Genomic DNA, 26,216 nt, shown 5'->3' with positions numbered 1-26,216 from the left:
CCCCTGTCCGATGCGTCGATGATGTTGGGCCGCAACTTCACCCACATCACCCGCACCCCCGTCACCATCTTCAACGCGGCACTGATGCCGGTCGTGATGATGCTGATCTTCGTCTACGTCTTCGGCAACGCCTTCGATGTCGGCGGCCACTACATCGACTACGCCACACCGGGTTTGATCCTGCTGGCCATCAGCTACGGCCTGTCCGGCACCGCGGTGTCGGTGAGCTCCGATATGGCGAAGGGCATCATCAACCGATTCAAGGTCATGGACGTCTCCCGCAGCGCCATCCTGATCGGTCACGTGGCGGCGACCATGCTGACCAACCTGGTCGCCATCGCGGCCGTCATCGGCGTGGCCTTCGCGCTGGGTTTCCGACCGCCGGCGAGTGCGACCGACTGGCTCGCCGCCATCGGCATCATGGTCGCGACCTCGTTCGCGGCATCCTGGCTCACCGTCGCGCTCGGAATGGCCGCGAAGACCCCGGAATCCGCCGGTATGAGCGTGGTGCCGCTGATCATGCTGCCCTTCGTGAGCAGTGCGATCGTGCCGGCCGACAAAATGGGCCAGGGTATCCGGCAGTTCGCGCAGTACCAGCCGTTCACGCCGATCATCGAATCGCTGCGCGGATTTCTCGAAGGCCACCCGTCCGGCGGTTATACGGCCGCCGCGCTGGCCTGGTGCGCCGGCTTCGCCGTGCTCGGATTCCTCTGGTCGCGTGCCACGTTCACCAAGCGAGCGTAGTCGCCACCAATTCCTCCCACTCTCCCTCCGTGCCTTCCTTCGTCGCCTCGGTGAACCGCTGGTCACCGAGGCGACGTCGTGCTGTCTGCTCGATCCGCGCCACATCCGGCTGGGACCGGTCGACCAGGCCGCGGATCGCGGCACTGGCCGCCAGCAACCGGACCGCCTGTTCGTCCTGTCCGGCCCGCGACGCCAGATCCGCGATCCCCACCAATATCAGGGCGGTGAGAGGTGCGTAGCCGGCGCCGGTCGCGGCGCGCAACGCCGCGGTGTGCAGTGTGCGGGCGACATCCAGATCGGTTGTGAGGCAGCCCATCTGGTGGTTACGCAAGGCGTCGACGTAGCTCTGGCCGGCGTCGCCGCCCTGCATGGAAGCCGCGATCTCGATCTGCCGGCGGGCCTGTTCCGTATCGCCCTGCCACCGCGCCAGCTCCGCCTTCGTGAAGGCGAATTCGGCCAGTGCGTTCGGCCAGGCGGACCGGTCCGCGTAGAGCTGCGCCTCGGACATGGCGTCGGCACTCGCCTCCACATCGCCCTGCAGCCAATACAGTTGAGCCTGGCGCGCCCGGATCAGGAAAACGTCCTCGATGGCGCCGACCTCGGTGACCACCGCGATCGCCTCGTCCAGATACGCACAGGCCGTGGCGAATTCGCCGCGCATGGCGATCCTGTTGGCCAGCTCGGTCAGCGCGAACGACATACCCCAGCGCTCGCCGAGCGCCCGGAATTCCGCCAGTGCCGCCTCGAGGTGGTCGTCGGCTTCCCGGCCGGGGAAGCCGAGGGCGATGCGCGCCTTGCCCACCTGCAGCCGAGACAGCGCCCGCACCCAGGGATCGTCGTGGGTGAGCAGTGGTTCGAACGCGGTCAGGAATTCGTCCCCGCCGCGCAACATGCGTTGCAGAGCGCCGATGAAAGCCAATAGCGGATAGCCGGATTCGCTGTTTCGGCCCAGCTGGTAGGCCTTGTGGACCCATTCCGCCACCTGGTGCTCGTCGTTCGGCCCGGAACTCATGAAATGCACGATCAAGCCGTAGACCCTGGCCCGGAATTCGTCGTCACCCGAATCGCCCGCGGTGCAAGCACTCTCGCTGCCGCCTTCATGCCCGCCGATTCGTGCTGGGTTGTCGGCGGCACTCGCGAGGGCACTGCGTGGTGACGCGTCGCTGCCGCCTCCGTGCCCGCCGATTCGTGCTGGGTTGTCGGCGGCACTCGCGAGGGCGCTGCGTGGTGACGCTTCGCTGCCGCCTCCGTGCCCGCCGATTCGTGCCGCGGCGGTGATCAGTTCCATACCTTCGGCTTTGTGCCCGCCGAGCCACCAGTACCAGCCGGCGGCCGCCGCGAGCCGCAACGCTCCCGCCGCGTCGTCGTCGGCGAGCGCGCCGCGCAGCGCGACCGCGATGTTGTCGTGTTCGGCCTCGAGCTTCGCGAGCCACTCCAGCTGCTCGGCGCGGCGCAGGTGCGGCTCCGCGGTCTCGGCGAGCGTCGTGAAGTACGAGAGGTGTTGCCGGCGTACATGTTCCGATTCGCCGGCCTCGACCAGGCGATCGTAGGCGTACCGCCTGATCGTCTCGAGCATCCGGTAGCGCGGTTCGGTGTCCGGCGAGGTGAGCAGCAGCGACTTCTCGGTCAACGCCGTCAGCAGTTCGAGCACCTCCCACTGCTCGACGTCTCCCGCCGCGTCGGATGCGCCGGCGCAGATCCGCTCCGCCGCCTCGAGGCTCGCTCCGCCGGCGAAGACCGCCAGCCTGCGCAACACCGTCCGCTCCGCATCGGAGAGCAGTTCCCAGCTCCAATCCACCACCGCCCGCAGCGTCCGATGCTGCGCGATGGCGGTGCGGCTGCCGCCCGTGAGCAGCCGGAACCGATCGTCGAGGCGGTCGGCGAGCTGGTCGAGAGACATGGTGCGCAACCGTGCCGCGGCCAGTTCGATCGCCAGCGGTATGCCGTCGAGCGCACGGCAGACCCGCGCGAGGGTCGACAGAGTGGCGGGTTCGGTCGTCTCGAGATCGGCACGGACCGCGCCGGCCCGGTCGCGCAGCAATTGCACGGCGGGGGAGGATTCGATCTCGGCCGGGCTCGCGTCCGCGGCGGGCAACGCCAGCGGCGCCACCTGCCACAGCGCCTCGCCCGTGATGCCGAGCGGTTCCCGGCTCGTGGCGAGGATTCGCAGGCCCCGGCATTCGCCGAGCACTCGGTGGGCGAAGGCCGCCGCGGAGTCGATCACGTGCTCGCAGTTGTCCAGGATCAGCAGCGTCTCGCGGTCGCGGATCGCCGCCACGAGCCGGTCCACCGGTTCGGCGTCCGGTGTGCCGCCGAGCAGTGCGTCCCGCAGCCCGAACGCGGCGAGGGCCGATTGCGCGACGTCACCGTCGGCGCCGACGGCCGCCAGCTCCACCAGCCACGCCCCGTCCGGCAGATCGTCGAGCAGGGTGCGTGCGGTTTCCAGCGCCAGCCTGGTCTTCCCCGAGCCGCCCGGCCCGGTCAAGGTGGTGAGCCGATGGTTCGCGAGGAGTTCGCGCACCGCGGCGATATCGGTGTATTTGCCCACGTACCTGGTCAATTCGGCCCGCAGGTTGGTCTTGCGTTCGTTGTCTCGCGGTCCCGCCTCGCCGCGCAGCAGGGCCACGTGCAGGTCGGACAGTTCCGGCGAGGGATCCACGCCCAGGGTGTCGGCGAGTGCTTCGCGGGCCCGTTGGTAGACGAGCAGTGCCTCGGCGCCGCGGCCCGCCGCCGCCAGGGCCCGCATCAAGGCGGCGATCAGTCGTTCCCGGACCGGATGCCGGGCGACCAGTTCGGTGAGTTCGGCGACCAGCTCCGCTCCGCGGCCGAGGCGGATCTCCGCTTCGTAGAGATCCTCCAGCGCGGCCAGATGCAACCCCTCGAAGCGAGTGACCACCGCCGCGACCGCCTCGCTGTCGCGCACATCGATGTCCTGCATCGGCGCCCCGCGCCACAGGCTCAGCGCCTCACGCAGCAGGTGCGTCTGCCGGACGACGTCGCCGCCACGAGCCTGATCGAGGAGCCGTTCGAACCGCAACGCGTCGACCTGGGCGGGATCCACGGCCAGCCGGTAGCCGCCCGCCTGCCCGTCGAGCGTTCCGTCCGGCAGTACCCGCCGCAGCCGGGAAACCAACGCCTGCAACGCATTCGCCGCGTCAGCGGGCGGTTGTTCACCCCAGATCCAGTCGACCAGGGTCGTTCTGGGGACCGCGCGGCCGGGTTCGAGTGCGAGGGCGATCAGCAGCGCCCGCAACCGGGCGCCCGGTACCTCGATCACATCACCGTCATCTGCTCGGATGTCGAGCGTTCCAAGCATCCCGATTCGCACCCGCAACATTCTGCCGTGGCGGACCGACCGGTGTGGGATCGCCCGTCCCACCAGCGGAAACACCATGTCAGCGCAGATGTCAGCCCGGCATCAGCCCGATATCAGCGCCCGCGGCGACAGTAGTTCTCATCGGCCGGATCACCCGATCCCGCCGCCCGATTCCCAGCAGAACCCAGGAGAACGCCATGCCTGCTTTCCAGACCCCGGAACCGATCGCCGTCGCCGTCGAGGTGTTGTCCGGCACCGTCACCGTCACCGCCTCCGACCGCACCGACAGCGTCGTCGCGGTCCGCCCCGCCGACGCGGCCAAGAAGGCCGATGTGCGCGCCGCCGAGCAGACGCGGGTCGACTTCACCGACGGCACCCTGACCGTGACGACGCCGAAGGACTGGCGCACCTACAGCCCCTTCGGCGGCAACCCGTCGATCGAGGTGACCATCGAGGTGCCGACCGGCTCCCGTTTCCAGGGCACCGCCGGTGTGGGCCGAATCCTCGGCGCCGGCGAACTCGGCGAATGCGTGCTGGAGGTGTCGGCCGGTGACATCGTCGTCGAACGCCCGCTCGGTTCGGTGACCGCGAAGACCGCCCAGGGCAATATCCGGATCGCGGAGGCCGCGCGCGGTGTGCTTCGGCTGGAGACCTCGACGGGCGAGCTCGAGGTCGGCATCCGCCCGGGCAGCGCCGCGCGGCTGGAGACCACCGTCGCGCGCGGCGCCGTGCACAACCAGCTGGGACCGGTCGACGGTGCCCAGGACGACGAGCACACCGTGCGGGTGTACGCCCGCAACGCGTTCGGCAACGTCATCATCCGGCACGCGTCCGCCGCCTGACTCCCTTCGACTCCTTCGAGAGGAAAACACCATGACCCGAACGGTTTCCGTCCCGCACGGCCTGCCCATGGAACGCGATGCGGGGCCCTTCGATCCGCCCCGCGAGATCACCCGGCTGCGCGATGCCCACCCCGTCGGTCCGATGATCTTTCCCGACGGCCACGAGGGCTGGCTGGTCACCGGCTACGACGAGGTGCGCAGCCTCCTGGCCGACTCCCGGTTCAGCTCACGTCAGGACATCGGCGTGCTGCATGTGCCCTACGAGATTCCGAGCATGCCCGTGGCCACCGAGCCGTCGCCGCAGATCCCCGGCGTGTTCATCGCGATGGACGCGCCCGACCACACCCGGTTGCGGCGCAAACTCGTCGGCGCCTTCACCGTCCGGCGGATGAAGCAGCTCGAGGATCACATCGTGGACATCGTCGAGCGGCAACTGGAGGCGATGGCGCGGCTGACCCCGCCGGTCGACCTGGTCGCCGAATTCGCACTGCCGGTGCCCTCGCTGGTGATCTGCGAACTGCTCGGCGTTCCCTACGAGGATCGCGAGACCTTCCAGGTCAACTCGGCGAAGTTCCTCGTCAAGGACCAGGCGCTGGAGGAGAAGATGGCGGCCTACGGCGCGCTGACGTCCTATCTGGGCGAACTGGTCGTCCGCAAGCGCGCCGAACCGGGTGAGGACATCCTCTCCGACCTGGCCCGCCACGACGATCTCACCGTCGAGGAACTGACCGGCATCGCCTTCCTGCTCCTGCTGGCGGGACACGAGACCACCGCGAACATGCTGGGGCTCGGCACCTTCGCGCTGCTCGAGCATCCGGAACAGGCGGCCGAACTGCGTGCCGATCCGGCTCTGATTCCCGATGCGGTCGAAGAACTCATGCGCTACCTCTCGGTCGCCGACATCTTCTACCGCTACGCCACCGAGGACATCGAGCTCGGCGGCGAAACCATCGGCAAGGGTTCGACCGTCGTCGTCTCGCTGCTGGCCGCCAACCGCGACCCGCGCCGGTTCGACGACCCCGACACCCTCGATGTGCACCGTACGGCCCGCGGCCACCTGTCCTTCGGTCACGGCATGCACCTGTGCCTCGGTCAGCAACTGGCGCGGATCGAGATGCGCGCCGGATTCGCCGGCCTGCTACGCCGCTTCCCGACCCTGGCCCTGGCCGTCCCGGCCGATGCGGTGCCGTTGCGGACCGATATGAATATCTATGGGGTGCACGCACTTCCGGTCACGTGGACGGATGTCGCGGAGTAGTCGGGGGAGCGGTTCAGGCGGCCGGGGTGATGTGCTCGGCCGACCCGCCGATCACCGCGGCGTCGGGGCCGGCGAGGGTGCGGATGAACGACAGTTGCGCGGCCCGGCCTTCGGCTACGACGCGCTCGAACTGTCCGGGAATCAGCCGGGCCCGCGCCGACCGCGCGAGGTTGACCGGTATGCGCAGCACGGGATACCAGGGCAGGGTGCGACTGGGCAGTCCGAGTCGTTTCATCGCGGACGGGCCCAGATACATCATCGCGATCGACAGATGCTGGGATCGGGCGATCCGCCGACGCAGCCCCTGCAGATGGTCGTAGTGCCAGCCGAGCGGTTCGTCGCGCATCGGGATCGCGAGCTGGCGGGAGGTGTCGTCGGGGTTCGTGATGGCGGTCATCGTGTGGTAGAGAATGCGGACGCTGTCGCGAAAGTCGGTGGGCAGGAAGCGTTCCTCGACACCCATCACCCAGCCGACGTAGCGGGCGAGATGGGCCATGGCATCCGCGTCGCGGGGCGTGATCACGACTCCCATGCCGATGGCGCCGATCATCGGAGCGATCAGCGCGCCGACCAGTGTGGCGGCCATATCGGTCTGATTGATCGGCAGTCCCCACTCCTCGGCTCGCCAGTCCGGCATCGCGGCCACGTGCCGGCGCACCAGCGAATGGATCAACCGGACGTGCACGGTCGAGCGAAAGCCACTGCCCCGCAACGCCATTCCGCCCGGCGCGGTGACATCCATCGCCCACTGCGTGGTCTCGGCGAATCGTTTGGCCGGGCCCTTCTCCAGGGCGCCGGTGCGCAGCAGGGTCTTGTTGAAACCGGAGGCCAGATATCCGCCGAGGAACGACATGTCGCGGGCGACGTAGATCCCGTCGCGACCACCGAGACAGGAGACGCGCTCGGCATGGCGGATCTTTCGCCGATCGACCCACTCCGGCACCGCTTCGACGTATTCGAAGAATGCGCGCAGCGGCCCGGGGGCTTCCGGTACCGCGGCGATGCCGTCGCGCAGGGCGCGTTCGAACAGCGGCCGGGTGGTGGCCATCCCCTCGCGATACATCCACTCGACGAGTTCGTCCATCGGCCGGTCGCCAACGGTCAGCGCCTCGCCCAGTTCGCGAAATTCCTCCGGACCCGGTGTGCCGAGCCCGAGCATCCGGGCGAGGGTGCCGAGGCCGGGTCCCGGAACCGCGCGCGGTGAGCTGGGGTGCCGGAGCGGAACGGTAGGCGTCACGGGGTCCTCCTCATCGAAGATCTGGCAAGATCCTCTACCAGAAATTCTATTTTGGCAAGGTCCCCTGCCAGAAGTAGGGCTCAGCTGCGCTGCTGCACGATTCCGGCGGATGATGCTGCTGCTTACTGTTCGTAACTTGGGAGGCTGCGGTGGAAATCGCGTACTGGATCGTCGGGGCACTGCTGGCGGTGTTCTACCTCTACTCGGGCGGAATCAAGATTCTGCGGTCGAAGGATCAGCTTCGGCCGATGATGGGGTGGATCGATACCGTGCCACTGGGGCTGGTGCGCGGCATCGGTGTGAGCGAGGTGCTCGGCGCGGCCGGGCTGATCCTGCCGCCGCTGACCGGCATCGCCGTGGTTCTCGCGCTCCTGGCCGCCGTCGGATTGGCGCTCGTGCAGGTCGGTGCGCTCGTGCTGCATCTGCGTCGCCGCGAGGTGAAGCTGATCGGCCTGAATATCGTCCTGCTGGTGTCGGCCGTCGTTGCCGCGTGGTTGTCCACCGTGTGGTTGTGAGCGATGCGCTCGCGAATTCGGGCCGCGCCGATCAGTTTCGGGGCACGCGGTCGCTCACGGACGGCGGCGACTGCGGCGCCGCCACCCCGTGCACGAGTCGTCCCGCGAGATAGGTCGCCCGAACCTCCAAGACTGCGATGTCTTCGGGTGTGACCGCCCAGGGATCGTCGGACAGCACGACCATATCCGCGTACTTCCCGACTTCGAGCGATCCGACGACGTCGTCCGAGAACAGTTGCCACGCAGCGTCTATCGTCTGCGCCCGGATCGCCTGCTCGACGGTCAATCGCTCCTGCGGCGCCAGAACGCGGCCGCTCGGCGCCGTCCGCGTCACCGCGACGCTGATGTTGCGCAACGGTTCTTCCGGAGTGACCGGAGGGTCGTTGTGCAACGAGATCCGCAGTCCGGCCGCCACGGCGCTGCCGGCCGGCATCCAGAGCGAACCGTGTTCGGGTCCGAACAGGCCGTCCACGAGAACATCGCCCCAGTAATGAATTTGATCGACGAAGAAGCTGCACGTCACGCCGAGTTCGGCGGCGCGGCGGAGCTGGTCGGGCCGGATGGCGCTGCAATGTTCCAGGCGCAGCCGGTGATCCGGGCGCGGGTACCGGTTAAGGACGTCGGCGTAGATGTCGAGGATCATGTCGATCGCGACGTCACCCATCGCGTGGCAGGCCATCGGCCAGCCGTGGGGGAAATACGCGTGCACGATCTCGCGCAGCTGGTCGGCGGTGTAGTTGGCGTGCCCGCACGAGCCGGGCGTGACACCGATGGTGCGGGTCGCATCGGTGTCGAGATAAGGAAACGACAGCGCGATATTGCCGACCCACGGTGAGCCGTCGACCCAGATCTTGATGCCGACCTGTCGCAGCATGTCGTCGCCGGTACCGGGCGTCACCGTGGTGGTCATCTCCGGGTTGGAGATCTCGTAGGTCCGGAACCGGACGGTCAGCGCGTCGGCGGCGCGCATCCCCTCGAGCACCGGTCGGAATCGTGGACTGAATGCCATTTCCGAACACGTCGTCAGTCCCGCGCGGTTCAGCCGCGCACATTCGGCGCGCAGCATCGCGGGGTAGGCGGCCGGATTGGCGATGGCCCCGGCCACCAGTGGAAATACCGCACCCGTCTCGTAGGCGCGGCCGTTCAGTGCGCCCTCGGCATCGTGGCCGAAGGCGGCGCCTTTCGGGTCCGGTGTCGTGTGGTCGATGCCGGCCTGTCGCGCCGCAGCGGAATTGAAGTAGGCGAGGTGTCCGGAATTGTGCAGGACGACCAGTGGGTGGGCGGGCGCGATGGCGTCCAGCCAGGCCAGGGTCGGCTCCGGAAGACCGTGCTGCAGCAACGGATCCCATCCCACCAGGTAGGCGCCCTCGGGTCCGCGGTCCGCGACCTCCCGCACGATCGCGTCGACGACGCTGCCGGCATCGGTCATGGTGACCGGCCGGATATCGACCATCCGGTCCGAGAGCACGATCGCTTCCATCAGTGGATGCCCGTGGGCCTCCACGAATCCGGGCAGCAGGCACCCGTCGCCGATGTCCACCACCTCGGTCGCGTCCGCGATCCACGACCGCAATTCCTCCCGGCTGCCGACAGCGGCGATCCGGCCGCCGACGACCGCCACACCCTCCGCGCGCGGTCGGTGCTCGTCGACGGTGACCGTGGTGCCCAGGACTACGAGATCGGCGGCCGACATCGCGCCTCCCTATCCGAAATATCGACTGGGAAATCTCTGGCAATTGGAGCTGAGCGTCTCGATTATGGCTTATAGTCCCAGGTAGATGGCCGGAAACGGTTGGAGTTCCGAACCTGTGACCATGTGGCAGCGAGTTATCGGCAAATATTCGCTCGGGCGGGCGGAAGGAACGGCGGATGGGCACCGTGATCGGCAGGACCCTGCCATTGGCCGCCGCGATCGCGGTGAGTCCGCTGCCGCTGATCGTCGCGGTGCTGATGCTGGTGTCGGGGCAGGCGCGAGCGAAGAGCAGCGGATATCTGCTCGGGCGGATCTGCGGATTCGCGGTGCTCGTCGCCGCGGTGGCGCTGCTGATCGGCGCGTCCGCCGCCGAGCATCTGCACCCCCATCACGCCTCCACCGCGACCTCGATCATCCGGCTCTGCGGCGGGATCGGACTGCTCGGTGTCGCGGTGTGGTTCGGGTACCAGCGCACACGCGGCGAGCAGAAGCCGCGGAAACTGTGGGACCGAGTCGACCGCGTGACTCCGGTGGGCGCCTTCGGACTCGGCGTGGCGTTCGTGATCGTCGATGTCAGCACGCTCGTGCCCGCCGTCATGGGCGGGCTCGATATCGCGGAGGCACGGCTTTCCGCGCCGAGAGCGCTGGGCGCCGGTGCGATCTTCCTCGTGATCGCGCTGGCCTCGTGCATCGCGCCGGTCGCCGCCTACCTGGTCGCGGGCGACCGGCTCGACCAGCCCCTGGCTGCCACCAAGACCTGGTTGGTCGCCAACGATCGAACGGTGATGATGGTGCTGCTGTTCCTCGTGGGAACGATGCTGATCGGCCGCGCCATCGAAGCCCTGACGTCCGGATAACTCGGCCTGACTGCGGCTGGTGATGCAGATCACCGCCGCGGGTGTGTTATGCGACGGGCTCGACGGGCGTCTTGTGTGCGTCCACGCAATGAGGGTTCGGCCACTGCGGCGGCTCGTCTCGCCGCCGGTCCTCCTCTGTCCGAAGGAAAGACCATGCGTATCACCATCTTCGGGGCAAACGGCCCCACGGGTCGCCGGCTCACCGCTCAGGCTCTGGCCGCCGGGCATCAGGTCGCAGCGGTGACGCGGCGGCCGGGCGAATTCCCGCTGCGCCATGATCGGCTCGAGGTGATCGGCGCCGATGTCCTCGATCCGGGGGCGGTCGACACCGCGGTGAAGGGGCGCGACGCGGTGTTGTCCGCGCTCGGTGTGCCGCCGAGCAAGGAACCGATCACCACCTATTCCGACGGTGTGTCGAACATCGTGACGGCGATGCGGCGCCACGGCGTGAGCCGGGTCGTGGTGGTGAGTTCGGCCGGGGTCGATCCGCGCCCCTACAGCGAGGGTGGCTTCTTCTTCAACCGGCTGCTCGTGCCGTATGTGACACGAGTGGCGGGCAAGACGCTGTACGACGATATGCGGCGGATGGAAGCGCTGCTGCGCGACAGTGATCGGGACTGGACCGTGATGCGCCCGAGCGGACTCTACGACCGTCCCGACGTCACCGATTACACGATGGTCGAAGGGCACGCCGACGGGATATTCACCGCCCGTAGCGATCTGGCCGCGAGCATGCTGGCCGTCACCGAGGGGTGCTTCGTCCGCGCCGCGGTCGGGGTGATCACCACCGATTCCGGCAATCCCACCCTGCTGCGGTGGATCCGGCAGCAGGCGAGTGCCGGCCACTGAACCGCCTCGGGTCAGCTATGGAAATTTCATTCTCGATGTTGGAGAATCCCATTAGCAAGTGAGCGATCGCTCGGTGCGGGTGGTCGGCAATCCGACATCGGGCATCGGTGTGCTCGAGTGGCAATGAACGAGGTGCGTTATGGCTGGGCGGGTAGAGGGCAAGGTCGCCTTCATCACTGGTGCGGCACGCGGCCAGGGGCGAAGTCATGCGGTGCGACTCGCGGAGGAGGGCGCCGACATCATCGCCGTCGACGTCTGCAAACCGGTGAGCGGCACCGATCTGATTCCGTCCTCGACCCCGGCCGATCTGGCGGAGACGGTGGAGCTGGTCAAGGGTCTCGGGCGCCGCATCGTGACCGCCGAGGTCGACGTCCGCGATTTCGACGCGTTGAAGGCCGCCGTGGACAACGGGGTCGAGCAGCTGGGCCGGCTCGACATCATCGTGGCGAACGCCGGTATCGGCAACGGGGGTGCCACCCTGGCCGAAACCAGTGAGCAGGACTGGAACACGATGATCGGCATCAACCTGGAAGGGGTCTGGAAGACCGTGAAAGCCGGTGTGCCGCATCTGCTTTCCGGCGGCAACGGTGGCTCGATCATCCTGACCAGCTCGGTCGGCGGACTCAAGGCCTATCCCAACACCGGGCATTACGTCGCCGCCAAGCACGGCGTGGTCGGCCTGATGCGGACCTTCGCGGTAGAACTGGGCGCGAATTCGATCCGGGTCAATTCCGTCCACCCGACCAACGTCAACACCCCGATGTTCATGAACGAGGGCACGATGAAGATGTTCCGCCCGGATCTGGAGAATCCGGGCGTCGAGGATTTCGAGCCGGTGGCCAAGTTCATGCACGTGCTGCCGGTCGGCTGGGTCGAGCCGGTGGATATCAGCAACGCGGTGCTGTTCCTGGCCTCGGACGAATCGCGCTACATCACCGGCCTGCCGGTGACCGTCGACGCGGGCAGCATGCTCAAGTAGCCGTCCGATCCGCCGTGAACTCCGCTAGGCCCCGCCGAAACCGCGGTAGGGGCTCAGCGGGATCACGGTGAATTCGGAGACTCCGGCCGCGGCCATGGGCAGTTGTGCGACGATGGCGTTCGCCTGTTCGGCATCGGCCGCCTCGATGGTGAAGCAGGCGCCGGCGGTATCGCCGCGCAGCCAGATCTGGCGGACGACGCCGTCGAGGTAGAGCTTGCGGACATGGTCGGTTTCGGCCGGAAGTACCTCCTCGAAGTCCGCATCGGCGAACGTCTCGGTGCGGCGACGAGAGAGAACCATGAATTGCATTGCGACTCCGGATCTTGTCGAGTTGAGGCGACCATTCTCCCGCGCCGGTGTTCGGCGGAGCTCCCAGCGGGGGTGAGAGAATGCGACGCCTTTTCGCTCACCGTTGACCGTGGGTGGTGTCCTGCCTACAGTGATCGGAACCGGCTCCGTGCGGCCCGGCCTTCGGTTCGAGGTCGCCGTGGGTCGAAACCCGCTGTCGCGCACGGAGGTTCGGATGGACGACGCTCGTCGGTTCGTGGTGATCGGTGGTGGTCTGGCCGGGCTCGCCTCGGCCGTCTGGCTGGCCGAGGCCGGGAAGCGGGTGACACTGCTGGAACGCCGCGCCCGGCTCGGTGGTCGCACCCAGGCGATGACGGTCGCCGAGGTCGGCGATACGCCCGACAACGGCCAGCATGTGATCGCCAGCGGATACCACCACCTCTTCCGGTACCTCGCGAGCGTCGGCACCGAGAAATATCTGGAATTCCCCACCGGCGGCACGCTGCGCTGGCCGGGCGGACGCGCAACGGCGTTGCACACCAGAGGTATCCGGGCGTTCGGCACACTGCTGGGCGCCCATCCGGATGCCGGGCTGGGGGAGCGACTGGCCGCGGCGCGGGCGACGATGCGGCTGGGTCTGCAGTGTCTGTTCCAGCCCGCGGATCTGGCCGACATCACCACCGAGCAGTGGTTCGAGCGCATCGGTATGCCCGCGAAAGCCCGTGAGGCGCTGTGGGATTGGCTCGCGCTGGGCATCGCCGCCGAGCCGGTCCAGCGCGAATGCGCGAAGGTTTTCGCCGATGTGCTGGCCACCGGCATCCGGCTCGGCGTGCGGGATCGGCGCGCGGTCACCATCGGCTATCCGACCGTCGACCTCGATACGCTCTACATCACCGGTGCCGAGGAGGTGTTCCGCCGCCACGGCGTCGAGGTCCGCTATCGCGCGGTGGCGGACCGGATCCGGATCGAGGACGGGGCGGTGACCGGTGTCGATCTGGTGGACGGCAGCACGGTCCCGGCCGATGCCGTGATCTGCGCCGTACCCAATTCCCGGATCCACGGCCTGCTCGACGATCTGCCCGAACACGCCGAGATCTACGCCGCCGCAGACAAATTGGGCGCCACCCCGATCGTCAGCACCAATCTGTATCTGGACCGACCGCTCGGCACCCGCAGTGCGATGGAGGCGATCATCGGCGGGACCGGGGTGATCGACGAAGTGTTCGACCGGCAGCGCATGCACGGCCGCGAACCGAACGGCACCTGGCTGTACTGCCTGACCACCAGCGGCGCCTACGAGCAGATCCACAAGAGCAGCGACGACATCCTCGACGAGCAGATGGCGCTGCTGCGCCGCTACTACCCCGAGGCGGCCGATGCGCGGGTGGTGCACGGTCATGTGGTCAAGATGCCGAAGGCGACCTTCTCCCAGGCCCTGGGCACCGAAGGGTTGCGGCCGGATCAGCGCACCTCGGTGCCGACCCTGATGCTGGCGGGGGACTGGACCCGCACCGACTGGTCGGCCACGATGGAAAGCGCTGTTCAGAGCGCTTCGAAGGCGGTGGCGGCGCTGCTGCGACTGCCGCCGCTCTAGCGAGTTCGCGGCCCGCGAAGCGGCTCCAGGAACGCCCTGGCGACCTCGAGGTGGTCGGGGGTCAGGCCGGTGTGGCGGTCGACCGGGACGAGCAGGGTGGGTGCGACGGTGTCGGTGCGGCGTTCGGCCCAGCCCTGGTCGGCGGGCTGGAATTCGTCGTCGAACCAGCACAGCGGCCGGCGTCCGGCCCAGCGGTCGATGGTCGGAAGCTTTCCATGGTGGCCCTCGCGATGCCGAATTCCGGTGTCCTCGAAGATGATCACCTCCAGCGGCGGCAGTCCGAGGACGGGACCGAGGACCGTATTCGCCTCGTACTCCCACGCCGTCGCCCACACGAGTTCGGCATCGGTGATCTCGGCCAGTTCCAGCAGTCGCGAGCCGACCGCGGCATCGAGCAGCACCCGCTGATCGATGGGTGGAATCGCGGGAATGATGCTGTGCTGCAACACATAAGGCCGATAGCCGGGCGGGTGCGGGTGCGTGGGCCGGGGGTAGGGATTGAGGGGTCCGTCGACATCGAGCAGGATCGCCGCGCGTGATGTTTCGGTCATGACGCCCCCCGTTCGCTCCTACCAGGCTACGACGCCACATCCGGAGCAGTCCGGCACTCCGGCAACGGTTTCGTGTCGACCCGATAACCGGGGCGAACGCACCGAAACAGACCCGAGAACCGCCCCGGCGGGCCGTCTACGACGCGCCGAGCGACACGCGAGCAATGCCGGTAAATTTACGGCGCACCTGCATTGACGACGGCACACGTTCGGTTATCGTTCATCTCACTGTCCGATGCTGCTGCCGGCGCGCCAGGACTGGTCGTCGATCCGGAGCGTTGTAGGCCGGTGTGACGATCGTCGGGCGTTACCGGAGTCCGTCCCGAAAGATCGAGGGAACGTGCCTGCACCCGTCATCCTGACCGGCCGCCTCGTGCGGCTGGAACCTTTGGCACCGCACCATGTTCCGGGGCTCGCCGAGGCGGGCGCCGCGGATCGCGATGCGTTCGCGTTCACCCCCGTACCGCACGGCCGAGACGAGGCGGCGGACTATGTCGCCCAGGCCGGGGCGGCGCACGCGGTCGGTTCGGCACTGGCCTTCGCGGTCGTCGCCACGGCCGACAACCGGGTTCTGGGCTCGACGCGCTTCTGCCGCTTCGACTACTGGCAGGGCCCGATGGTGTGGCCGGTCGTGCACGGTATGCCGACCGGAGATCCGCTGCTCGCGGTGCCCGACGCCGCCGAGATCGGCAATACCTGGCTCTGCTCACAGGCGCGCGGGGCCGGTATCAATCTGGAGTCGAAATTGTTGCTGCTCGAGCACGCCTTCGACGTGTGGCGGGTGCGCCGGATCGCGCTGCGCGTCGATGTGCGAAATGTGCGCTCGCGCACGGCGATCGAACGCCTGGGCGCGACCAGCGACGGCGTCCGCCGGGCACATTCGCGCGGCTTGGACGGTACCGTGCGCAGCACCGCGTTCTATTCCATCCTGGACGAGGAATGGCCGGCGGTGCGCCGCCGCATCGACACCGAGCTCGGCGGACTCCCGCGGCTGCTGAACGCGTGATGGCACCCCCGAAGCAACCGGATAGCGAATTCCGGATGTCGCGTCGTGTCCCCGGCTCCTATAATTCATGGCACAACGGTCGGACGTCGAGGAGATCGGTCCGAGTCGGGTAACTCGGCGGCCGGCGCAGCTTCGGACCTCGTACCAGCGCGTTCGCGGGAGGGTTGATCGCCCTTCCCCTCCAGGAGACCGCATGTCCGACCCGATCACCACGCCCCAGTCCACGTCCGCCGCGCCGCGTTCGCCCGATCGATCCCATACGCGGATATGCCTGACCGATGCCACCCACACCGGGCCGATGGTGAGTCTGTTCCTGGTGCCCGAGCCGCGGGTCCGAGGTGCGTCCATGCTGCATCTGCTCGAGCAGGTGCCGGTTCGTGACGCGCCGGCACCGGATCCCGAGCTGACGGCCGCGCTGGAAGCGCCGACGCTGCCGGGCGCGGCAATTCGGTTGCTGCCCTGCGTCTCTCGGCATGCCGATGCGTCGCAGCTGCGTCACATCTTTCATGATCACTACATCGCCGACGGGCCGATGGGCCTCGACGTCTGCGATCCGGAGGAGATGACCAGGCTGGCCGCGCTGCCCGAACGTGCGATCGGCCCGCGCCGCATCGACGACTTCGCCGACTACTCGGTGCGGCAGGCGATGCTGGCCGTCTTCCGCTATTTCGGTGTGGACCAACGTATTCCGCTGATGTATCACGGGTATGCCGATCCGGGCGGTCGCTGGCTCGCGGTGCGGACGGCGCTCGCCTGATCTCAGCCGGCGGTCACGAACCCCTGCCGGATCAGCCAATCGCGCGCGACGGTGGCCGGCTCGGCGCCGTCGACGTCGACCTTCCGGTTCAACTCGGTGATCGTCTCGTTGGTGAGCAGTGCGGAAATCGGAGCCATGACCTGCGCCACCTGCGGATGCGCGTCGGCGAAGGACTTTCGCATCACCAGTGCCGCATTGTATTTGGGAAAGAAGTTCAGATCGTCGGTGAGCTGCACCAGATTCAGCGCCTTGGTGCGGCCGTCGGTCGCGGTGACATCGCCGAATTGGCAGGTGCCGTTCGCGGTGGCCGAATACACCAGCGAATCCTGCATGATCTGCTTGTGTACCTTGCCGAGGTCGATACCGTATTTGCGGGCCAGGCCCGGAAATCCGTCCTGGCGGACGCTGAATTCGGTACCGAGACAGGTCGGACCCGTACTCGGGTCGGTATTCACCAGACGGGCATAGTCGGAAATCGTCTTCGCGCCGGTGCGGGCGGCGCTGCTCGCATCGGTGACCATCGTGTAGGTGTTGTTCATCGGGGCCGGATCGGCCCAGACCATGCCGTGTTGTGCGAGATCCGCGTCGCGCACGGCCTCGAATTGCCGCGTGGAGTCGGGAATCGGTGTCTCGTTCCCCAGATAGTTGATCCATCCGGTTCCGGTGTAGTCGTAGGCGATATCGACCTGTCCGTGCAATTGAGCATCGCGCAGGCTGTTCGATCCGGTGATATTGGTGAGATCACGGACCTGAGCTCCGGCGGCGGTGAGCGCGAATTCGATGAGGTAACCGAGGATGTTCTGTTCGGTGAAATCCTTGGAGCCCACGGTGATCTGCACCCCGTCGAGGGCGGGAATCGGCTCGATACTGCCCGGCCCGACCGGTAGTGGAACGGCGCCGCCGGCCTCGAGACCGCAGCCGGCGACCACGGCGACCAGCAGCATCGCCGCCGCGGTGACCGCGCGTCGTGTCGCGCCGCCCGGCCGCCGCGTCATCGCAGCCCCCTCGGTCCGAGAAATTGTTCGGCCAGCGCACCCAGCCAGTCGACGAGCAGCGCGAGCGCCACCGCGAGAATCGCTCCCACCCAGAGGGTGACGTTGTCGCGCAGTTTGTAGCCGGTGTCGATCAGAATCCCCAGACCACCGGCGCTGACCAGAAACGACAGCGTGGCGGTTCCGACCGCCAGCACCAGGGAGGTGCGCAGCCCGGCCAGGATGTAGGGCACCGCGAGCGGGAACTCGATGCGGCGCAGCACCGTCATCGCCGACATGCCCTGCCCTCGGCCGGCATCGACGAGAGCGGGATCGACCTGCTGATATCCCAGAATCGTATTGCGCAGCACGGGGAGTAGCGCATAGAACGCGATCGGCGCGACCCCCACCCAGAAGCCGGTCTTCTCGGTCCACAGATAGGTAAGCACGATCAGGCCGATCGCCGGTGCCGCCGCACCGATATTGGCGACGCCGACGAACAGCGGAGTGAGACGCCGGTAGCGCGGCCGAGTCAGCAAGGTGCCCAACGGAACCGAGACCGCGACGACGATCAGCACCACGGTCGCGGTGATCGCCACGTGCTGGCGGACCACGGTGCCGATGGTGGTGGGATTGATACTGGCCTGCTGCGTCGCGGTGAGGGTGCGGTCGAAGGCCCACACCAGCACTCCGGCCGCCAGGGCCACGGCCAGCACCGGCTGGATGAGCAACCGGATCCGGTCGGCGCGCCGCTCGTGGCGGCCGGCGGGGCTCACTGCCGGTCACCCGAATCGGCTGTGGCCGAACGATGTTCGGCGCGGGTGCGGGACAGGTGTGCGACCAGGGTGTCGATTGCGACCAGCCCGGCGTATTCACCCCGCGGCCCGGTCACCACGGCGTTGGCGGTACTTTCGGCGAGCAGCGTCTCGAGCGCCGCCTGCAGCGTCGAATCCGCCGTCACCGTGCCGGTCACCGGGACGCCGGCGTCGTGTAACGAGTGTGCCTGCGCCAGTTGATGTTCGGATACCCAGCGCAGCGGCCGGCGATCGGAGTCGAGGATCAGACCCCACTTCCACTCCTGCGTGGCCAGCGCCGCACGCAGCGTATCGACGGGATCGTCCTGCGCGGCCGTGGCGCAGCTGCCCAGTTCCACATCGGCGACCCGGACCAGCGTCAGCTGTTTGAGGGCGGCGTCGGCGCCGACGAAACCGGCCACCGTCTCGTCGGCGGGGCCGGCGAGGATCGCGGCCGGGGTGTCGTACTGGAGGACGCGGGAACTGTTGCCGAGCACCGCGATTCGATCCCCGAGCTTGACGGCTTCGTTGAAATCGTGGGTGACGAACACGATCGTCTTGTGCAGTTCGGTCTGCAGCCGCAGCAGTTCGTCCTGCAGCAGCCCGCGGGTGATGGGGTCGACCGCGCCGAACGGCTCGTCCATCAGCAGCACGGGCGGATCGGCCGCCAGCGCGCGGGCGACACCGACTCGCTGCTGCTGGCCGCCGGAGAGCTGGCGCGGATACCGGCCGCGAAAGGTCTCCGGGTCGAGGCCCACGAGATTCAGCATCTCGTCGACGCGGGCGCGCACCCGGGCGCGGTCCCAGCCGAGCAGACCCGGCACCGTGGCGATGTTGCGGGCCACCGTCATATGCGGGAACAGACCCGCCTGCTGAATCGAATAACCGATCTGCCTCCGCAGCCGGTCCGGGTTCACCGCGGTCACGTCCCGTCCGGCGATGGTGATGGTGCCCGAGGTCGGTTCGATCAGGCGGTTGATCATCCGCATCGTGGTCGTCTTACCACAGCCCGAGGGGCCGACGAACACCACGATCTCACCCGCCGGAATCGTCAGCGAAATCCGGTCCACCGCCGGATCACGTTGGCCCGGATAGTGTTTGGTCACCGCGTCGAGCACGATCTCCGCGGGCTCGGGGTCGGTGCGCTCGGCTGTCGCGGTATCAGTCACGGATTCCCCTCGAGGTGGTGAGCCGGCCGACGCCCACGAGGACGGCATCGAGTAGCAACGCCAGCACGATGATCAGTACCGTGCCGGTCAGGGCCTGCGGGACGGCGGTCGGACTGCCCAGCCGGGCCAGGCCGGTGAAGATCAGATTGCCCAGCCCCGGACCCTTCGCATAGGCCGCCATCGCCAGAATGCCCATACTCATCTGGGTACTGATCCGCATTCCGGCCAGAATCGCCGGCCAGGCCAGCGGCATTTCGATCCGGGCCAGGATGCGGACGCGGTTCATACCGACCCCGCGCGCGGCATCGGAGACGGCCGGATCCACCGACGCCAGCCCGATGATGGTGTTGCGCAGAATCGGCAGCAGCGCGTACAGCACCAGCGCGGTGACCGTCGGCCGCACGCCCAGGCCCAGCACGGGGATGAGCAGCCCCAGCAGCGCGAACGACGGCACGGTGAGGATGATGCTCGCCGCCGCGGTGGCCGCCGCCGAACCCCACGGGCTGCGATACACGACGATGCCCAGGCACACCGCCACCGCGGTCGCGATCAGCACGGACTGCACGACGGCCGAGACGTGCAGATAGGAATCGGTGAGCAGTTGTCTGCGATGGTCCACCAGAAAGGTCCACAGAGTATCCAGGGCGATGTCCTCCCAGAGCTCGGCGGCGTCCGTGCAGTCTATCGATCCCGCGGCGCGGGCGCAGGCAACGAGCGGAACCGGCGGGTGCGCATCGGCGGAACCATGGCGGACCCTCGCGCGTCCTACATCTCAGGAGGCCGATTTCCGGTCGGGGACGGAGGAATTCATGAGCACCACGCAGGCCCGGGGATGGGGGCGCACGCGCTGGGCAGTGTTGTCGGCGCTGGTGGTGATCGGCGTGCTGGCAGCGGGTGTCGTGGTGGCTCTGCCCTGGTGGCACGATCGCACGACCGCCATCGCCGGGCAGCGACTGGAGGATTTCCCGGATGTCGATGTGACCGCGCTGGATTCGAATCGGAGTCGCATCGTCACGGTGCTGCGCACGGAATACTCGCATCCCGGGGACGGGCCCAAATACGCACAGGGCGTGGATGAGCCATGGTGTGCCGATTTCGTCAGCTGGACCATGCGTCAGGCCGGGCAGCCGCTGTCCAATCCGAATTCCGGGTCGTGGCGGATTCCCGGTGTGGCGACCCTGCAGGAGTATTTCGAAGCGAACGGCCGATTTTCGGCGGTGGGTTCCGGATATTCGCCGCGCCCGGGCGATGTCGTGATCTATGCCCCCGGCAGTCCATTCGGGCAGCACACGAATATCGTGCTGGCCGCCGGTGAGCACACCCTGACCACGATCGGCGGTAACGAGCGTGGCTCGGTGCGCATTCACCGTTACGACCCGGCGGGGATTGCCGGTATCGTCGGGTTCGGCCATATGTGAAACGTTTTCGTCCAGTGGCGGGCGATCTCGATCGGTGGGGGTGGTGTCGCGACACCGGACCTACGATGTACCAGGTGGCGCCCGGTAGCGCCGCCGTTGCTGTCCCTGTCCTGCCGGCCCCTCATCGGTAGGCCGGGGATATGCGTGTGTAGGTGATCGGTGGAGGAGTGGGAGCAGATGGCAGAGCCGGGCGCGCACGACGAGGCCGAATGGTTGGACTACTCCGAATTCGGCGAACGTTTCGTCGTCCACGCGGTCAACCGGGACAGGATCGAGGCCGCGGTGTCCGGGATGGCCGGACGGGGAATGAGTATCGGGCCGTTCTCGATCGGCCCGGCGGGACTGGCCGGCCTGGTGGCGGAGGGCAAGGTCGGCAAGCCGGTGATCGCCCGCAGCGAACCGCACGTCACCTTCGAGGTCCGGGTGCCGGTGTCGATGCATCTCACGGTCACCCTCGGTGGGCAGCAGTTCCGGATCGAGGCCACCGTCGAGATCGATCTCACCCTGCACGCGCGGACCGCCGCACCGCTGCTGATCGTCATCGACATCCCGCGGGTGCGTGCGCGCGATGTGAGTTTCGCCGTCCGGGCGGAGGCGGTCGGCGCCGCCGTCGACGTCCTGCTCGATCCGATCGCGACCCTGGTCCAGCGTGAGGTCGCGACCCGGCTCAACGCCATGCTCGCCGATCCGGCGGCCCGGCGCGGGCGGGTGTTCGATATCGAGGCGATCATGAACGGCACCCGTTCGGAGCATGTGCTGCGCACGGACTTCGAATGGATCGAGTACGCGGAGTTCGGCCGACGTTTCTTCCCGCTGATCGTCACCCCGGATCGGGTGCGCGACGTGGTGGAAGGTTTGGCCGGCCGCGCGGTCGAGGTGGGTCCGCTGCGCACCGGGCCCGGTGACGCGGCGACGGTCGAGGTGCAGGGGGCCGTGCGGATGCCGCGGCTGACTCGGCGGGAGGGCGACGATCCGGTGTCGTTCGATCTGACCATTCCGGTCGGGCTCGACATCACCGTCGACGTGCTCAAGGCGAATCGCTATCGCGCGGAGGTGGAGGTCGGGTTGCTGCTGGTCGCGCGGGCCGCCGAACCGCTGCTCATCGTGATCGATGTGACGCCGCCGCGCAGCGCCGATGTCGCCGTCGAACTGCAGGCCGAAGGATGGCGGGCGAAGGTGCTGGGCTCGGTCGGCAAGATCCGTCGCCAGATCGCCACGCAGGTCGCGCAGGTCATTCGCGCGGAACTGGCCGACCCCCGGGGCCGCACCATCGACGTCGCCGGCCGCATCGACGCGGCCACCTCCTGACACCTGTTACTCATGGTGTTGATGTGACCGGATTGGCCTAGCGGTTCATATGTGCATGTGGTGAAATGAGTCCACGTTCGAGGCTTCCGGCGCGTGGATGACAGCATTGTTGTCGTCGGGGAAGGCGCGCCGGACACGCTTGCATTTCCACCGGCCCGCGGGGTGGCCGGCATCTGGTGAGATCTCTATATCGCTGCAGCGCGAAGGAGTTTTCGATGCGTTCCGTTCCGATGACCCGCCGCACCCTCTTCGGATATGCCGGTGCCGCCGCGACCGCCGCCGGTCTGGCCGCGCTCACGCCCGCTGTTCTCGCGCCGCCCGCCGCCGCCGACAACGTCCTCGGCACCCTGCTCGACTATGCCGGTGGCGTGCCCGACGCGGCGGCCATCCGCGCCGCCGGGCATACGGGTGCGATTCGCTATGTCTCCGACCGGCGCCCGGGCGCGGAGTGGATGACCGGAAAGCCGTTGCGCGCGAGCGAGGTCGACGCGTTGCACGCGGCCGGGCTCACCGTGGTGTCGTGCTACCAATTCGGCAAGGGCGCCACCGCGGATTGGAAGGGCGGGCTCGAGGCCGGCAAGCGCCACGCCGACCGCGGACTGCAACTGCACCGCGAGGCGGGTGGGCCGGACGGGGTGCCGATCTACGCCTCCATCGACGACAATCCGACGCCGGTCGATTTCGCGACCCTCATCGCGCCCTACCTCGCGGGCTGGCAATCGGTGCTCGGCAACGAGAATGTCGGCGTCTACGCCAACGCGCCGACCATCGAACTGGCCAAGGTCGCCGGCCTCGGTTCCTGGTACTGGCAACACAATTGGGGCACGCCGAAGGGTTTCGTGCATCCGGCGGCGAACCTGCACCAGATCGAAATCGACGATCGCACGGTCGACGGCGTGGGGGTGGATGTGAACAACATCCTCACCGCACAGTACGGGCAGTGGTGAAGCTGTGCAGTGGTGAATCCGCAGTTACCTACGTCTGGCAGTGGCAGGTGGGGTCGGCGACGAGATCGGGTTCGTCCGCGACGACCGTCAGCGTCGGCCGCGCCTCGGGTGCGTCGCGCACGCCCATCCACGACAGCAGCGACCATCGCGACAGGCCCGAGAACGCCGAGCCGAGGCTGAAGAACGAGCCGACGGAACCGACCGACAGCACCGATCCGACGCTGCCGATCGAGAGGACGGAGTAGGCCGAGCCGATCGAGAGGATCGACCGTTCGGACCGGAACGACAGGATCGAGCGATGCGATCGGGTGGACAACACCGATCGGTAGGACCGTCGCGACATCACCGAATGCCCAGCTTTACCGCGCCGGACGCGGCGCGCCGCGCCGGTGTCCGAGGTGGTGGGTGCAGACCGTTCGAGCTGAGCGACAGTCGACATACCTAGCGGTCTACCACAGTCCGCGGCATCCCATGGCGCATTGACGGCAAACGGCCCGGAGTGTCGTCTCAGCGACATCTCCGGGCCGTCGGGCGCCTGAAATTCAGTGCTGTGGGCGTACCGCGGCGGGCTGCTGCACCACGTGCGCGGCGGGCACCGTGCCGGCCGGGTTCACCGGAGCCGCGGCCTGGGCGGGACCCGAGGCGACCGTGAACAGACCCAGCGTGGGCAGGAACGAGCAGGTGATCGGCGCCTGGTCGGCAGCCGGCTGGGTGGTCAGCGAACCCGCGACCACGGAGATCACCCGGCCCGGGCCGGTGTCCACGATGGCCGACAGGGTGGCCGGACCGTCCGGGTTGATATGCGCCTCGTCGGTCAGCGCCACGGTGCCACCGCGGTGGTTGTCCAGGTTGTACCACTGGACGGTCATCGGCGGATTCTGCTGCGGCGTCAGGCCTTTGGTGCCCAGCGCGGTGAAGACGAAGCCGGCCTGACCGGCAGCCGGCCCGGGCGGGGGCAGTTCGGCCGGGCCCGGAACCGCGAGCGCGGTGCCGACCGAGTCGGAACCGGGGCCGATGCAGTCCTTACCGATGGTCGGGTACAGGAACTGCGCGATGGCCGGACCGTTCTTCGGGATGTCCGGGCCGCCGCCACCGCTGCCGTCGAGGAAGGCGACGATGGCCTCCAGCGTCTGCTTGACCTGCGGCGGCAGACCGGCCCGATCGAGCAGCTGGATCGCCTGATCGAGGATGGTCTGAGCGCCCGGCGAGGCGATGTTGCCCGCCTGGGCGGCGGCGCCGACGATGGCCGGAGCCAGCGACGCGATCGCATCGACCGGAACGCCCTCCGGGACCAGCGGAACATCGGCGGCCTGGGGCTTGGGTGCCGGTTCGGCAACCGCGATCGTCGACGCGGCGAGTGTCGCGCCGGCTGTCAGGGCCAGCACGGACAATGCGAACCGCGTTCCTCTGGTGCGAAGCACTGGTGTTGCCGTCCTTAACCTCGGGGTTACCTCGTCATGCGATGCGAGAACATCGCGCGATGGGGGCATCGCTTCGCGACACTTTAAAGACAGTGCCGCCGTGTTGTACAGCCGTGGGTGTGATCTTGCCTGCACCGCTCGGCAATTCCGATCACCCCGCCCGGCGCGTTGTCCGAACATAACCCCAAAGCAGTGTTACGCAAGTGAACAGTGATGCCTTTGTTACACGGGTCATTCGAGCCGGCACGGAACGTCAGTTCACGGCACAGGTATACATCTGCAACCCGTACACCTCGGAGGGTTTCGGCCCGCCTCGATTTTGGAGCGACGGAGCGAGGGAGCGCAGCGACTGAGCGGAGGAGTGAAAAATCGGGGCCTAGGGGGCCGAAACCCCGCCGTAGCGAAGCGGAGGCAGAATTGCAGCCCGTGACCCGACACCTCCGTTTGGCCGACATCCGCGTGGCCGGGGCTGTTCTGGCCGTTTCGGTCGTGGCCCGTCTGGTGCTGATGTTCGTGCTTCCGCACGGTCTCGACGTGGTCGACCTGCGCGTATACGTCGAGGGCGCGGCCAATTTGGGCAGTGGGCATCTCTACGACTTCGTCTATGCCGACAAGACTCCCGATTTCCCACTGCCGTTCACCTATCCGCCGTTCGCCGCGGTGGTGTTCTATCCGCTGCATTTCCTGCCGTTCGGGTTGGTGACGCTGCTGTGGTTCGGGTTGATCGTGGTCGCGCTCTACGCCTCGGTACGGATCGCCTTCGCGCTGTTGCCGGGGGCTGCGGTGGCGGAACCGAATCGGCGGGCGGTGGCGATGCTGTGGACCGCGCTGGGCCTGTGGTTGGAGCCGACGCGGACGACGCTCGACTACGGGCAGGTGAATGTGTTCCTGCTGCTGGCGGGGCTGGCGGCGGCGTATTCCACGCGCTGGTGGCTGTCGGGGCTGCTGGTGGGTGTGGCGGCGGGGGTCAAACTGACGCCGGGGGTCACCGGCCTGTATTTCCTGGCGCAGCGGCGGTGGGCGGCCGCGGTATGGTCGGCGGCGGTGTTCGCGGCGACGATCGGACTGAGTTTCCTCATTTCGTCGTCGGAGACTCGCACCTATTTCGGGCCGCTGATCGGTGACGCGAATCGCATCGGCCCCGTGGGTTCGGTGGTCAACCAGTCGCTGCGCGGGGCGTTGAGCCGCATTCTCGGTCACGACGCGGGGGCGCCCTGGTATCTGGCGGGGCATCGCGTCCCGTTCGGGCCGTGGTGGCTGGGCGCGGTGCTGCTGACCGTCGTACTGGCCTGGTTCGCTTGGCGCGCAGTCGATTTCGACGACCGGCTCGGTGTGCTGCTGGTGGTGCAACTGTTCGGATTGATGGTGTCGCCGATCTCGTGGTCGCACCACTGGGTGTGGCTGCTGCCGCTGATGATGTGGCTGGTGCACGGTCCGCTGCGTTCGATCGCGGGGGCGCGGGTGGTGGCCGGGTTCTGGTTGGTGACCACGCTGGTCGGCATTCCGTGGATCCTGACCTTCTTCCAGCCGACGATCTGGGAGATCTCCCGCCCGGCGGTTCTCGCCTGGCTGGGGGCGATCTACGTCTTCGGCGTGGTGGCGACCTACCTGTGGATCATCTGGGCGGGCGCGCAGCGCGGACGGCCGGGCACGCCGGTGTCGGCGCCCGCGGTCGCGGCGGGTTCGGTCCGGTCGGGATAGG

At 67.9% G+C, this 26,216-nt stretch carries 25 protein-coding genes; 14 read left to right on the top strand and 11 right to left on the bottom strand.

All coding sequences use genetic code 11. The features are described 5' to 3' along the window. The first annotated feature begins 3 nt into the window (after positions 1 to 3). A complete protein-coding gene (locus NK1_RS15270) occupies positions 4 to 744 on the top strand; it encodes an ABC transporter permease (protein WP_063906009.1) in 741 nt (246 codons plus the stop codon). Here the strand turns inward: NK1_RS15270 and NK1_RS35735 are convergent. Further along, positions 728 to 4,021, bottom strand: coding sequence for an AfsR/SARP family transcriptional regulator (locus NK1_RS35735; RefSeq protein ID WP_501193603.1), 3,294 nt, complete (start codon positions 4,019 to 4,021; stop codon positions 728 to 730). The two genes, NK1_RS15270 and NK1_RS35735, sit on opposite strands and share 17 nt — an antisense overlap. Positions 4,022 to 4,257: 236 nt before the next feature. On the opposite strand from NK1_RS35735, the gene NK1_RS15260 reads away from it, so the two are divergent. Continuing rightward, entirely contained in the window at positions 4,258 to 4,902 is a 645-nt protein-coding gene (locus NK1_RS15260; RefSeq protein WP_063009171.1) for a DUF4097 family beta strand repeat-containing protein, read from the top strand. A 31-nt stretch (positions 4,903 to 4,933) separates the two neighbouring features. Next, the gene (locus NK1_RS15255) at positions 4,934 to 6,160 is read left to right on the top strand and encodes a cytochrome P450 (protein ID WP_063009169.1); all 1,227 of its coding nucleotides are present in this window, start codon (positions 4,934 to 4,936) and stop codon (positions 6,158 to 6,160) included. Positions 6,161 to 6,173: 13 nt separating this feature from the next. On the opposite strand, the gene NK1_RS15250 is transcribed toward NK1_RS15255, so the two are convergent. Next, positions 6,174 to 7,397 carry an oxygenase MpaB family protein gene (locus NK1_RS15250; RefSeq protein ID WP_063009167.1) on the bottom strand — a complete coding sequence of 408 codons (1,224 nt, stop codon included), beginning with the start codon at positions 7,395 to 7,397 and terminating at the stop codon, positions 6,174 to 6,176. Between the two features lie 149 nt (positions 7,398 to 7,546). Between NK1_RS15250 and NK1_RS15245 the strand changes: the two genes are divergently transcribed. Beyond that, positions 7,547 to 7,912 (top strand): DoxX family protein, encoded by a 366-nt coding sequence (locus tag NK1_RS15245; protein ID WP_063009165.1) that lies wholly within the window; start codon positions 7,547 to 7,549, stop codon positions 7,910 to 7,912. A 31-nt stretch (positions 7,913 to 7,943) separates the two neighbouring features. Here NK1_RS15245 and NK1_RS15240 read toward each other — a convergent pair whose 3' ends face one another. Further along, on the bottom strand, positions 7,944 to 9,605 hold the full coding sequence (locus NK1_RS15240) for an amidohydrolase (RefSeq protein WP_063009163.1): 1,662 nt from the start codon (positions 9,603 to 9,605) through the stop codon (positions 7,944 to 7,946). A gap of 176 nt (positions 9,606 to 9,781) precedes the next feature. On the opposite strand from NK1_RS15240, the gene NK1_RS15235 reads away from it, so the two are divergent. The 3 genes from NK1_RS15235 to NK1_RS15225 all read left to right on the top strand — a co-directional run bounded on the left by NK1_RS15235 (position 9,782) and on the right by NK1_RS15225 (position 12,290). Then, positions 9,782 to 10,462: a GAP family protein gene (locus NK1_RS15235; protein ID WP_063009161.1), complete on the top strand. Its 681-nt coding sequence runs from the start codon at positions 9,782 to 9,784 to the stop codon at positions 10,460 to 10,462. Between the two features lie 153 nt (positions 10,463 to 10,615). Beyond that, positions 10,616 to 11,311: an NAD(P)-dependent oxidoreductase gene (locus NK1_RS15230; RefSeq protein WP_063009159.1), complete on the top strand. Its 696-nt coding sequence runs from the start codon at positions 10,616 to 10,618 to the stop codon at positions 11,309 to 11,311. A gap of 139 nt (positions 11,312 to 11,450) precedes the next feature. Further along, positions 11,451 to 12,290, top strand: a complete 840-nt coding sequence (locus NK1_RS15225) for a mycofactocin-coupled SDR family oxidoreductase (protein ID WP_063009157.1) — start codon at positions 11,451 to 11,453, stop codon at positions 12,288 to 12,290. Positions 12,291 to 12,314: 24 nt separating this feature from the next. On the opposite strand, the gene NK1_RS15220 is transcribed toward NK1_RS15225, so the two are convergent. Further along, positions 12,315 to 12,590, bottom strand: a complete 276-nt coding sequence (locus tag NK1_RS15220) for a YciI family protein (RefSeq protein WP_218023120.1) — start codon at positions 12,588 to 12,590, stop codon at positions 12,315 to 12,317. 202 nt (positions 12,591 to 12,792) lie between these two features. On the opposite strand from NK1_RS15220, the gene hpnE reads away from it, so the two are divergent. Then, a complete protein-coding gene (gene hpnE, locus NK1_RS15215; RefSeq protein WP_369689815.1) occupies positions 12,793 to 14,172 on the top strand; it encodes a hydroxysqualene dehydroxylase HpnE in 1,380 nt (459 codons plus the stop codon). Here hpnE and NK1_RS15210 read toward each other — a convergent pair. Next, positions 14,169 to 14,723 (bottom strand): HAD domain-containing protein, encoded by a 555-nt coding sequence (locus NK1_RS15210; protein ID WP_063009153.1) that lies wholly within the window; start codon positions 14,721 to 14,723, stop codon positions 14,169 to 14,171. The genes hpnE and NK1_RS15210 overlap by 4 nt on opposite strands. 340 nt (positions 14,724 to 15,063) lie before the next feature. Between NK1_RS15210 and NK1_RS15205 the strand changes: the two genes are divergently transcribed. Together NK1_RS15205 and NK1_RS15200 are read left to right on the top strand one after the other, a co-directional pair. Further along, positions 15,064 to 15,729: a GNAT family N-acetyltransferase gene (locus NK1_RS15205; RefSeq protein WP_063009151.1), complete on the top strand. Its 666-nt coding sequence runs from the start codon at positions 15,064 to 15,066 to the stop codon at positions 15,727 to 15,729. Positions 15,730 to 15,922: 193 nt separating this feature from the next. Further along, the gene (locus tag NK1_RS15200; protein WP_063009149.1) at positions 15,923 to 16,486 is read left to right on the top strand and encodes a hypothetical protein; all 564 of its coding nucleotides are present in this window, start codon (positions 15,923 to 15,925) and stop codon (positions 16,484 to 16,486) included. A gap of 2 nt (positions 16,487 to 16,488) precedes the next feature. Here NK1_RS15200 and NK1_RS15195 read toward each other — a convergent pair whose 3' ends face one another. Genes NK1_RS15195 through NK1_RS15180 form a run of 4 tightly spaced genes read right to left on the bottom strand, consistent with a single transcriptional unit; the run spans position 16,489 to position 20,063 of the window. Continuing rightward, entirely contained in the window at positions 16,489 to 17,481 is a 993-nt protein-coding gene (locus tag NK1_RS15195) for a glycine betaine ABC transporter substrate-binding protein (protein WP_063009147.1), read from the bottom strand. Then, positions 17,478 to 18,233 carry an ABC transporter permease gene (locus tag NK1_RS15190; RefSeq protein ID WP_063009145.1) on the bottom strand — a complete coding sequence of 252 codons (756 nt, stop codon included), beginning with the start codon at positions 18,231 to 18,233 and terminating at the stop codon, positions 17,478 to 17,480. Before NK1_RS15190 ends, NK1_RS15195 begins: the two co-directional genes overlap by 4 nt. After that, positions 18,230 to 19,468, bottom strand: coding sequence for an ABC transporter ATP-binding protein (locus NK1_RS15185; protein WP_084460968.1), 1,239 nt, complete (start codon positions 19,466 to 19,468; stop codon positions 18,230 to 18,232). Before NK1_RS15185 ends, NK1_RS15190 begins: the two co-directional genes overlap by 4 nt. Beyond that, positions 19,413 to 20,063: an ABC transporter permease gene (locus tag NK1_RS15180; protein WP_084460986.1), complete on the bottom strand. Its 651-nt coding sequence runs from the start codon at positions 20,061 to 20,063 to the stop codon at positions 19,413 to 19,415. The genes NK1_RS15185 and NK1_RS15180 overlap by 56 nt, the downstream gene beginning before the upstream one ends. A gap of 166 nt (positions 20,064 to 20,229) precedes the next feature. Between NK1_RS15180 and NK1_RS15175 the strand changes: the two genes are divergently transcribed. The 3 genes from NK1_RS15175 to NK1_RS15165 all read left to right on the top strand — a co-directional run bounded on the left by NK1_RS15175 (position 20,230) and on the right by NK1_RS15165 (position 23,093). After that, complete coding sequence (locus NK1_RS15175) at positions 20,230 to 20,838, top strand: CHAP domain-containing protein (protein WP_063009139.1); 609 nt, start codon at positions 20,230 to 20,232, stop codon at positions 20,836 to 20,838. A 177-nt stretch (positions 20,839 to 21,015) separates the two neighbouring features. Further along, the gene (locus NK1_RS15170) at positions 21,016 to 22,146 is read left to right on the top strand and encodes a hypothetical protein (RefSeq protein WP_063009216.1); all 1,131 of its coding nucleotides are present in this window, start codon (positions 21,016 to 21,018) and stop codon (positions 22,144 to 22,146) included. Positions 22,147 to 22,361: 215 nt separating this feature from the next. Further along, complete coding sequence (locus NK1_RS15165; protein ID WP_063009137.1) at positions 22,362 to 23,093, top strand: DUF1906 domain-containing protein; 732 nt, start codon at positions 22,362 to 22,364, stop codon at positions 23,091 to 23,093. Between the two features lie 28 nt (positions 23,094 to 23,121). Here NK1_RS15165 and NK1_RS15160 read toward each other — a convergent pair whose 3' ends face one another. Together NK1_RS15160 and NK1_RS15155 are read right to left on the bottom strand one after the other, a co-directional pair. Continuing rightward, positions 23,122 to 23,436, bottom strand: a complete 315-nt coding sequence (locus tag NK1_RS15160) for a hypothetical protein (RefSeq protein WP_036504900.1) — start codon at positions 23,434 to 23,436, stop codon at positions 23,122 to 23,124. A gap of 199 nt (positions 23,437 to 23,635) precedes the next feature. Then, positions 23,636 to 24,514 carry an Rv1157c family protein gene (locus NK1_RS15155; protein ID WP_245660523.1) on the bottom strand — a complete coding sequence of 293 codons (879 nt, stop codon included), beginning with the start codon at positions 24,512 to 24,514 and terminating at the stop codon, positions 23,636 to 23,638. A gap of 426 nt (positions 24,515 to 24,940) precedes the next feature. On the opposite strand from NK1_RS15155, the gene NK1_RS15150 reads away from it, so the two are divergent. Next, the gene (locus tag NK1_RS15150) at positions 24,941 to 26,215 is read left to right on the top strand and encodes a mannosyltransferase (RefSeq protein ID WP_245660521.1); all 1,275 of its coding nucleotides are present in this window, start codon (positions 24,941 to 24,943) and stop codon (positions 26,213 to 26,215) included. The last annotated feature ends 1 nt before the right edge of the window (position 26,216 follow it).

Origin of the sequence: Nocardia kruczakiae NBRC 101016 (assembly GCF_001612965.1) — a bacterium.
GTDB classification, from domain to species: Bacteria; Actinomycetota; Actinomycetes; order Mycobacteriales; family Mycobacteriaceae; genus Nocardia; species Nocardia kruczakiae.
The sequence above is the reverse complement of the archived record's forward strand: the minus strand, read 5'-3'. Positions and strand labels throughout refer to the sequence as shown.

Coding starts and splice junctions, on each gene's coding strand:
- NK1_RS15200 (WP_063009149.1), top strand. CDS start 15,923: ATGTCCGACCCGATCACCACGCCCCAGTCCACGTCCGCCGCGCCGCGT.
- NK1_RS15195 (WP_063009147.1), bottom strand. CDS start 17,481: ATGACGCGGCGGCCGGGCGGCGCGACACGACGCGCGGTCACCGCGGCG.
- NK1_RS15170 (WP_063009216.1), top strand. CDS start 21,016: ATGGCAGAGCCGGGCGCGCACGACGAGGCCGAATGGTTGGACTACTCC.
- NK1_RS15260 (WP_063009171.1), top strand. CDS start 4,258: ATGCCTGCTTTCCAGACCCCGGAACCGATCGCCGTCGCCGTCGAGGTG.
- NK1_RS15255 (WP_063009169.1), top strand. CDS start 4,934: ATGACCCGAACGGTTTCCGTCCCGCACGGCCTGCCCATGGAACGCGAT.
- NK1_RS15220 (WP_218023120.1), bottom strand. CDS start 12,590: ATGGTTCTCTCTCGTCGCCGCACCGAGACGTTCGCCGATGCGGACTTC.
- NK1_RS15160 (WP_036504900.1), bottom strand. CDS start 23,436: ATGTCGCGACGGTCCTACCGATCGGTGTTGTCCACCCGATCGCATCGC.
- NK1_RS15225 (WP_063009157.1), top strand. CDS start 11,451: ATGGCTGGGCGGGTAGAGGGCAAGGTCGCCTTCATCACTGGTGCGGCA.
- NK1_RS15240 (WP_063009163.1), bottom strand. CDS start 9,605: ATGTCGGCCGCCGATCTCGTAGTCCTGGGCACCACGGTCACCGTCGAC.
- NK1_RS15185 (WP_084460968.1), bottom strand. CDS start 19,468: ATGCCGTCCTCGTGGGCGTCGGCCGGCTCACCACCTCGAGGGGAATCC.
- NK1_RS15175 (WP_063009139.1), top strand. CDS start 20,230: ATGAGCACCACGCAGGCCCGGGGATGGGGGCGCACGCGCTGGGCAGTG.
- NK1_RS15210 (WP_063009153.1), bottom strand. CDS start 14,723: ATGACCGAAACATCACGCGCGGCGATCCTGCTCGATGTCGACGGACCC.
- NK1_RS15235 (WP_063009161.1), top strand. CDS start 9,782: ATGGGCACCGTGATCGGCAGGACCCTGCCATTGGCCGCCGCGATCGCG.
- NK1_RS15230 (WP_063009159.1), top strand. CDS start 10,616: ATGCGTATCACCATCTTCGGGGCAAACGGCCCCACGGGTCGCCGGCTC.
- NK1_RS15165 (WP_063009137.1), top strand. CDS start 22,362: ATGCGTTCCGTTCCGATGACCCGCCGCACCCTCTTCGGATATGCCGGT.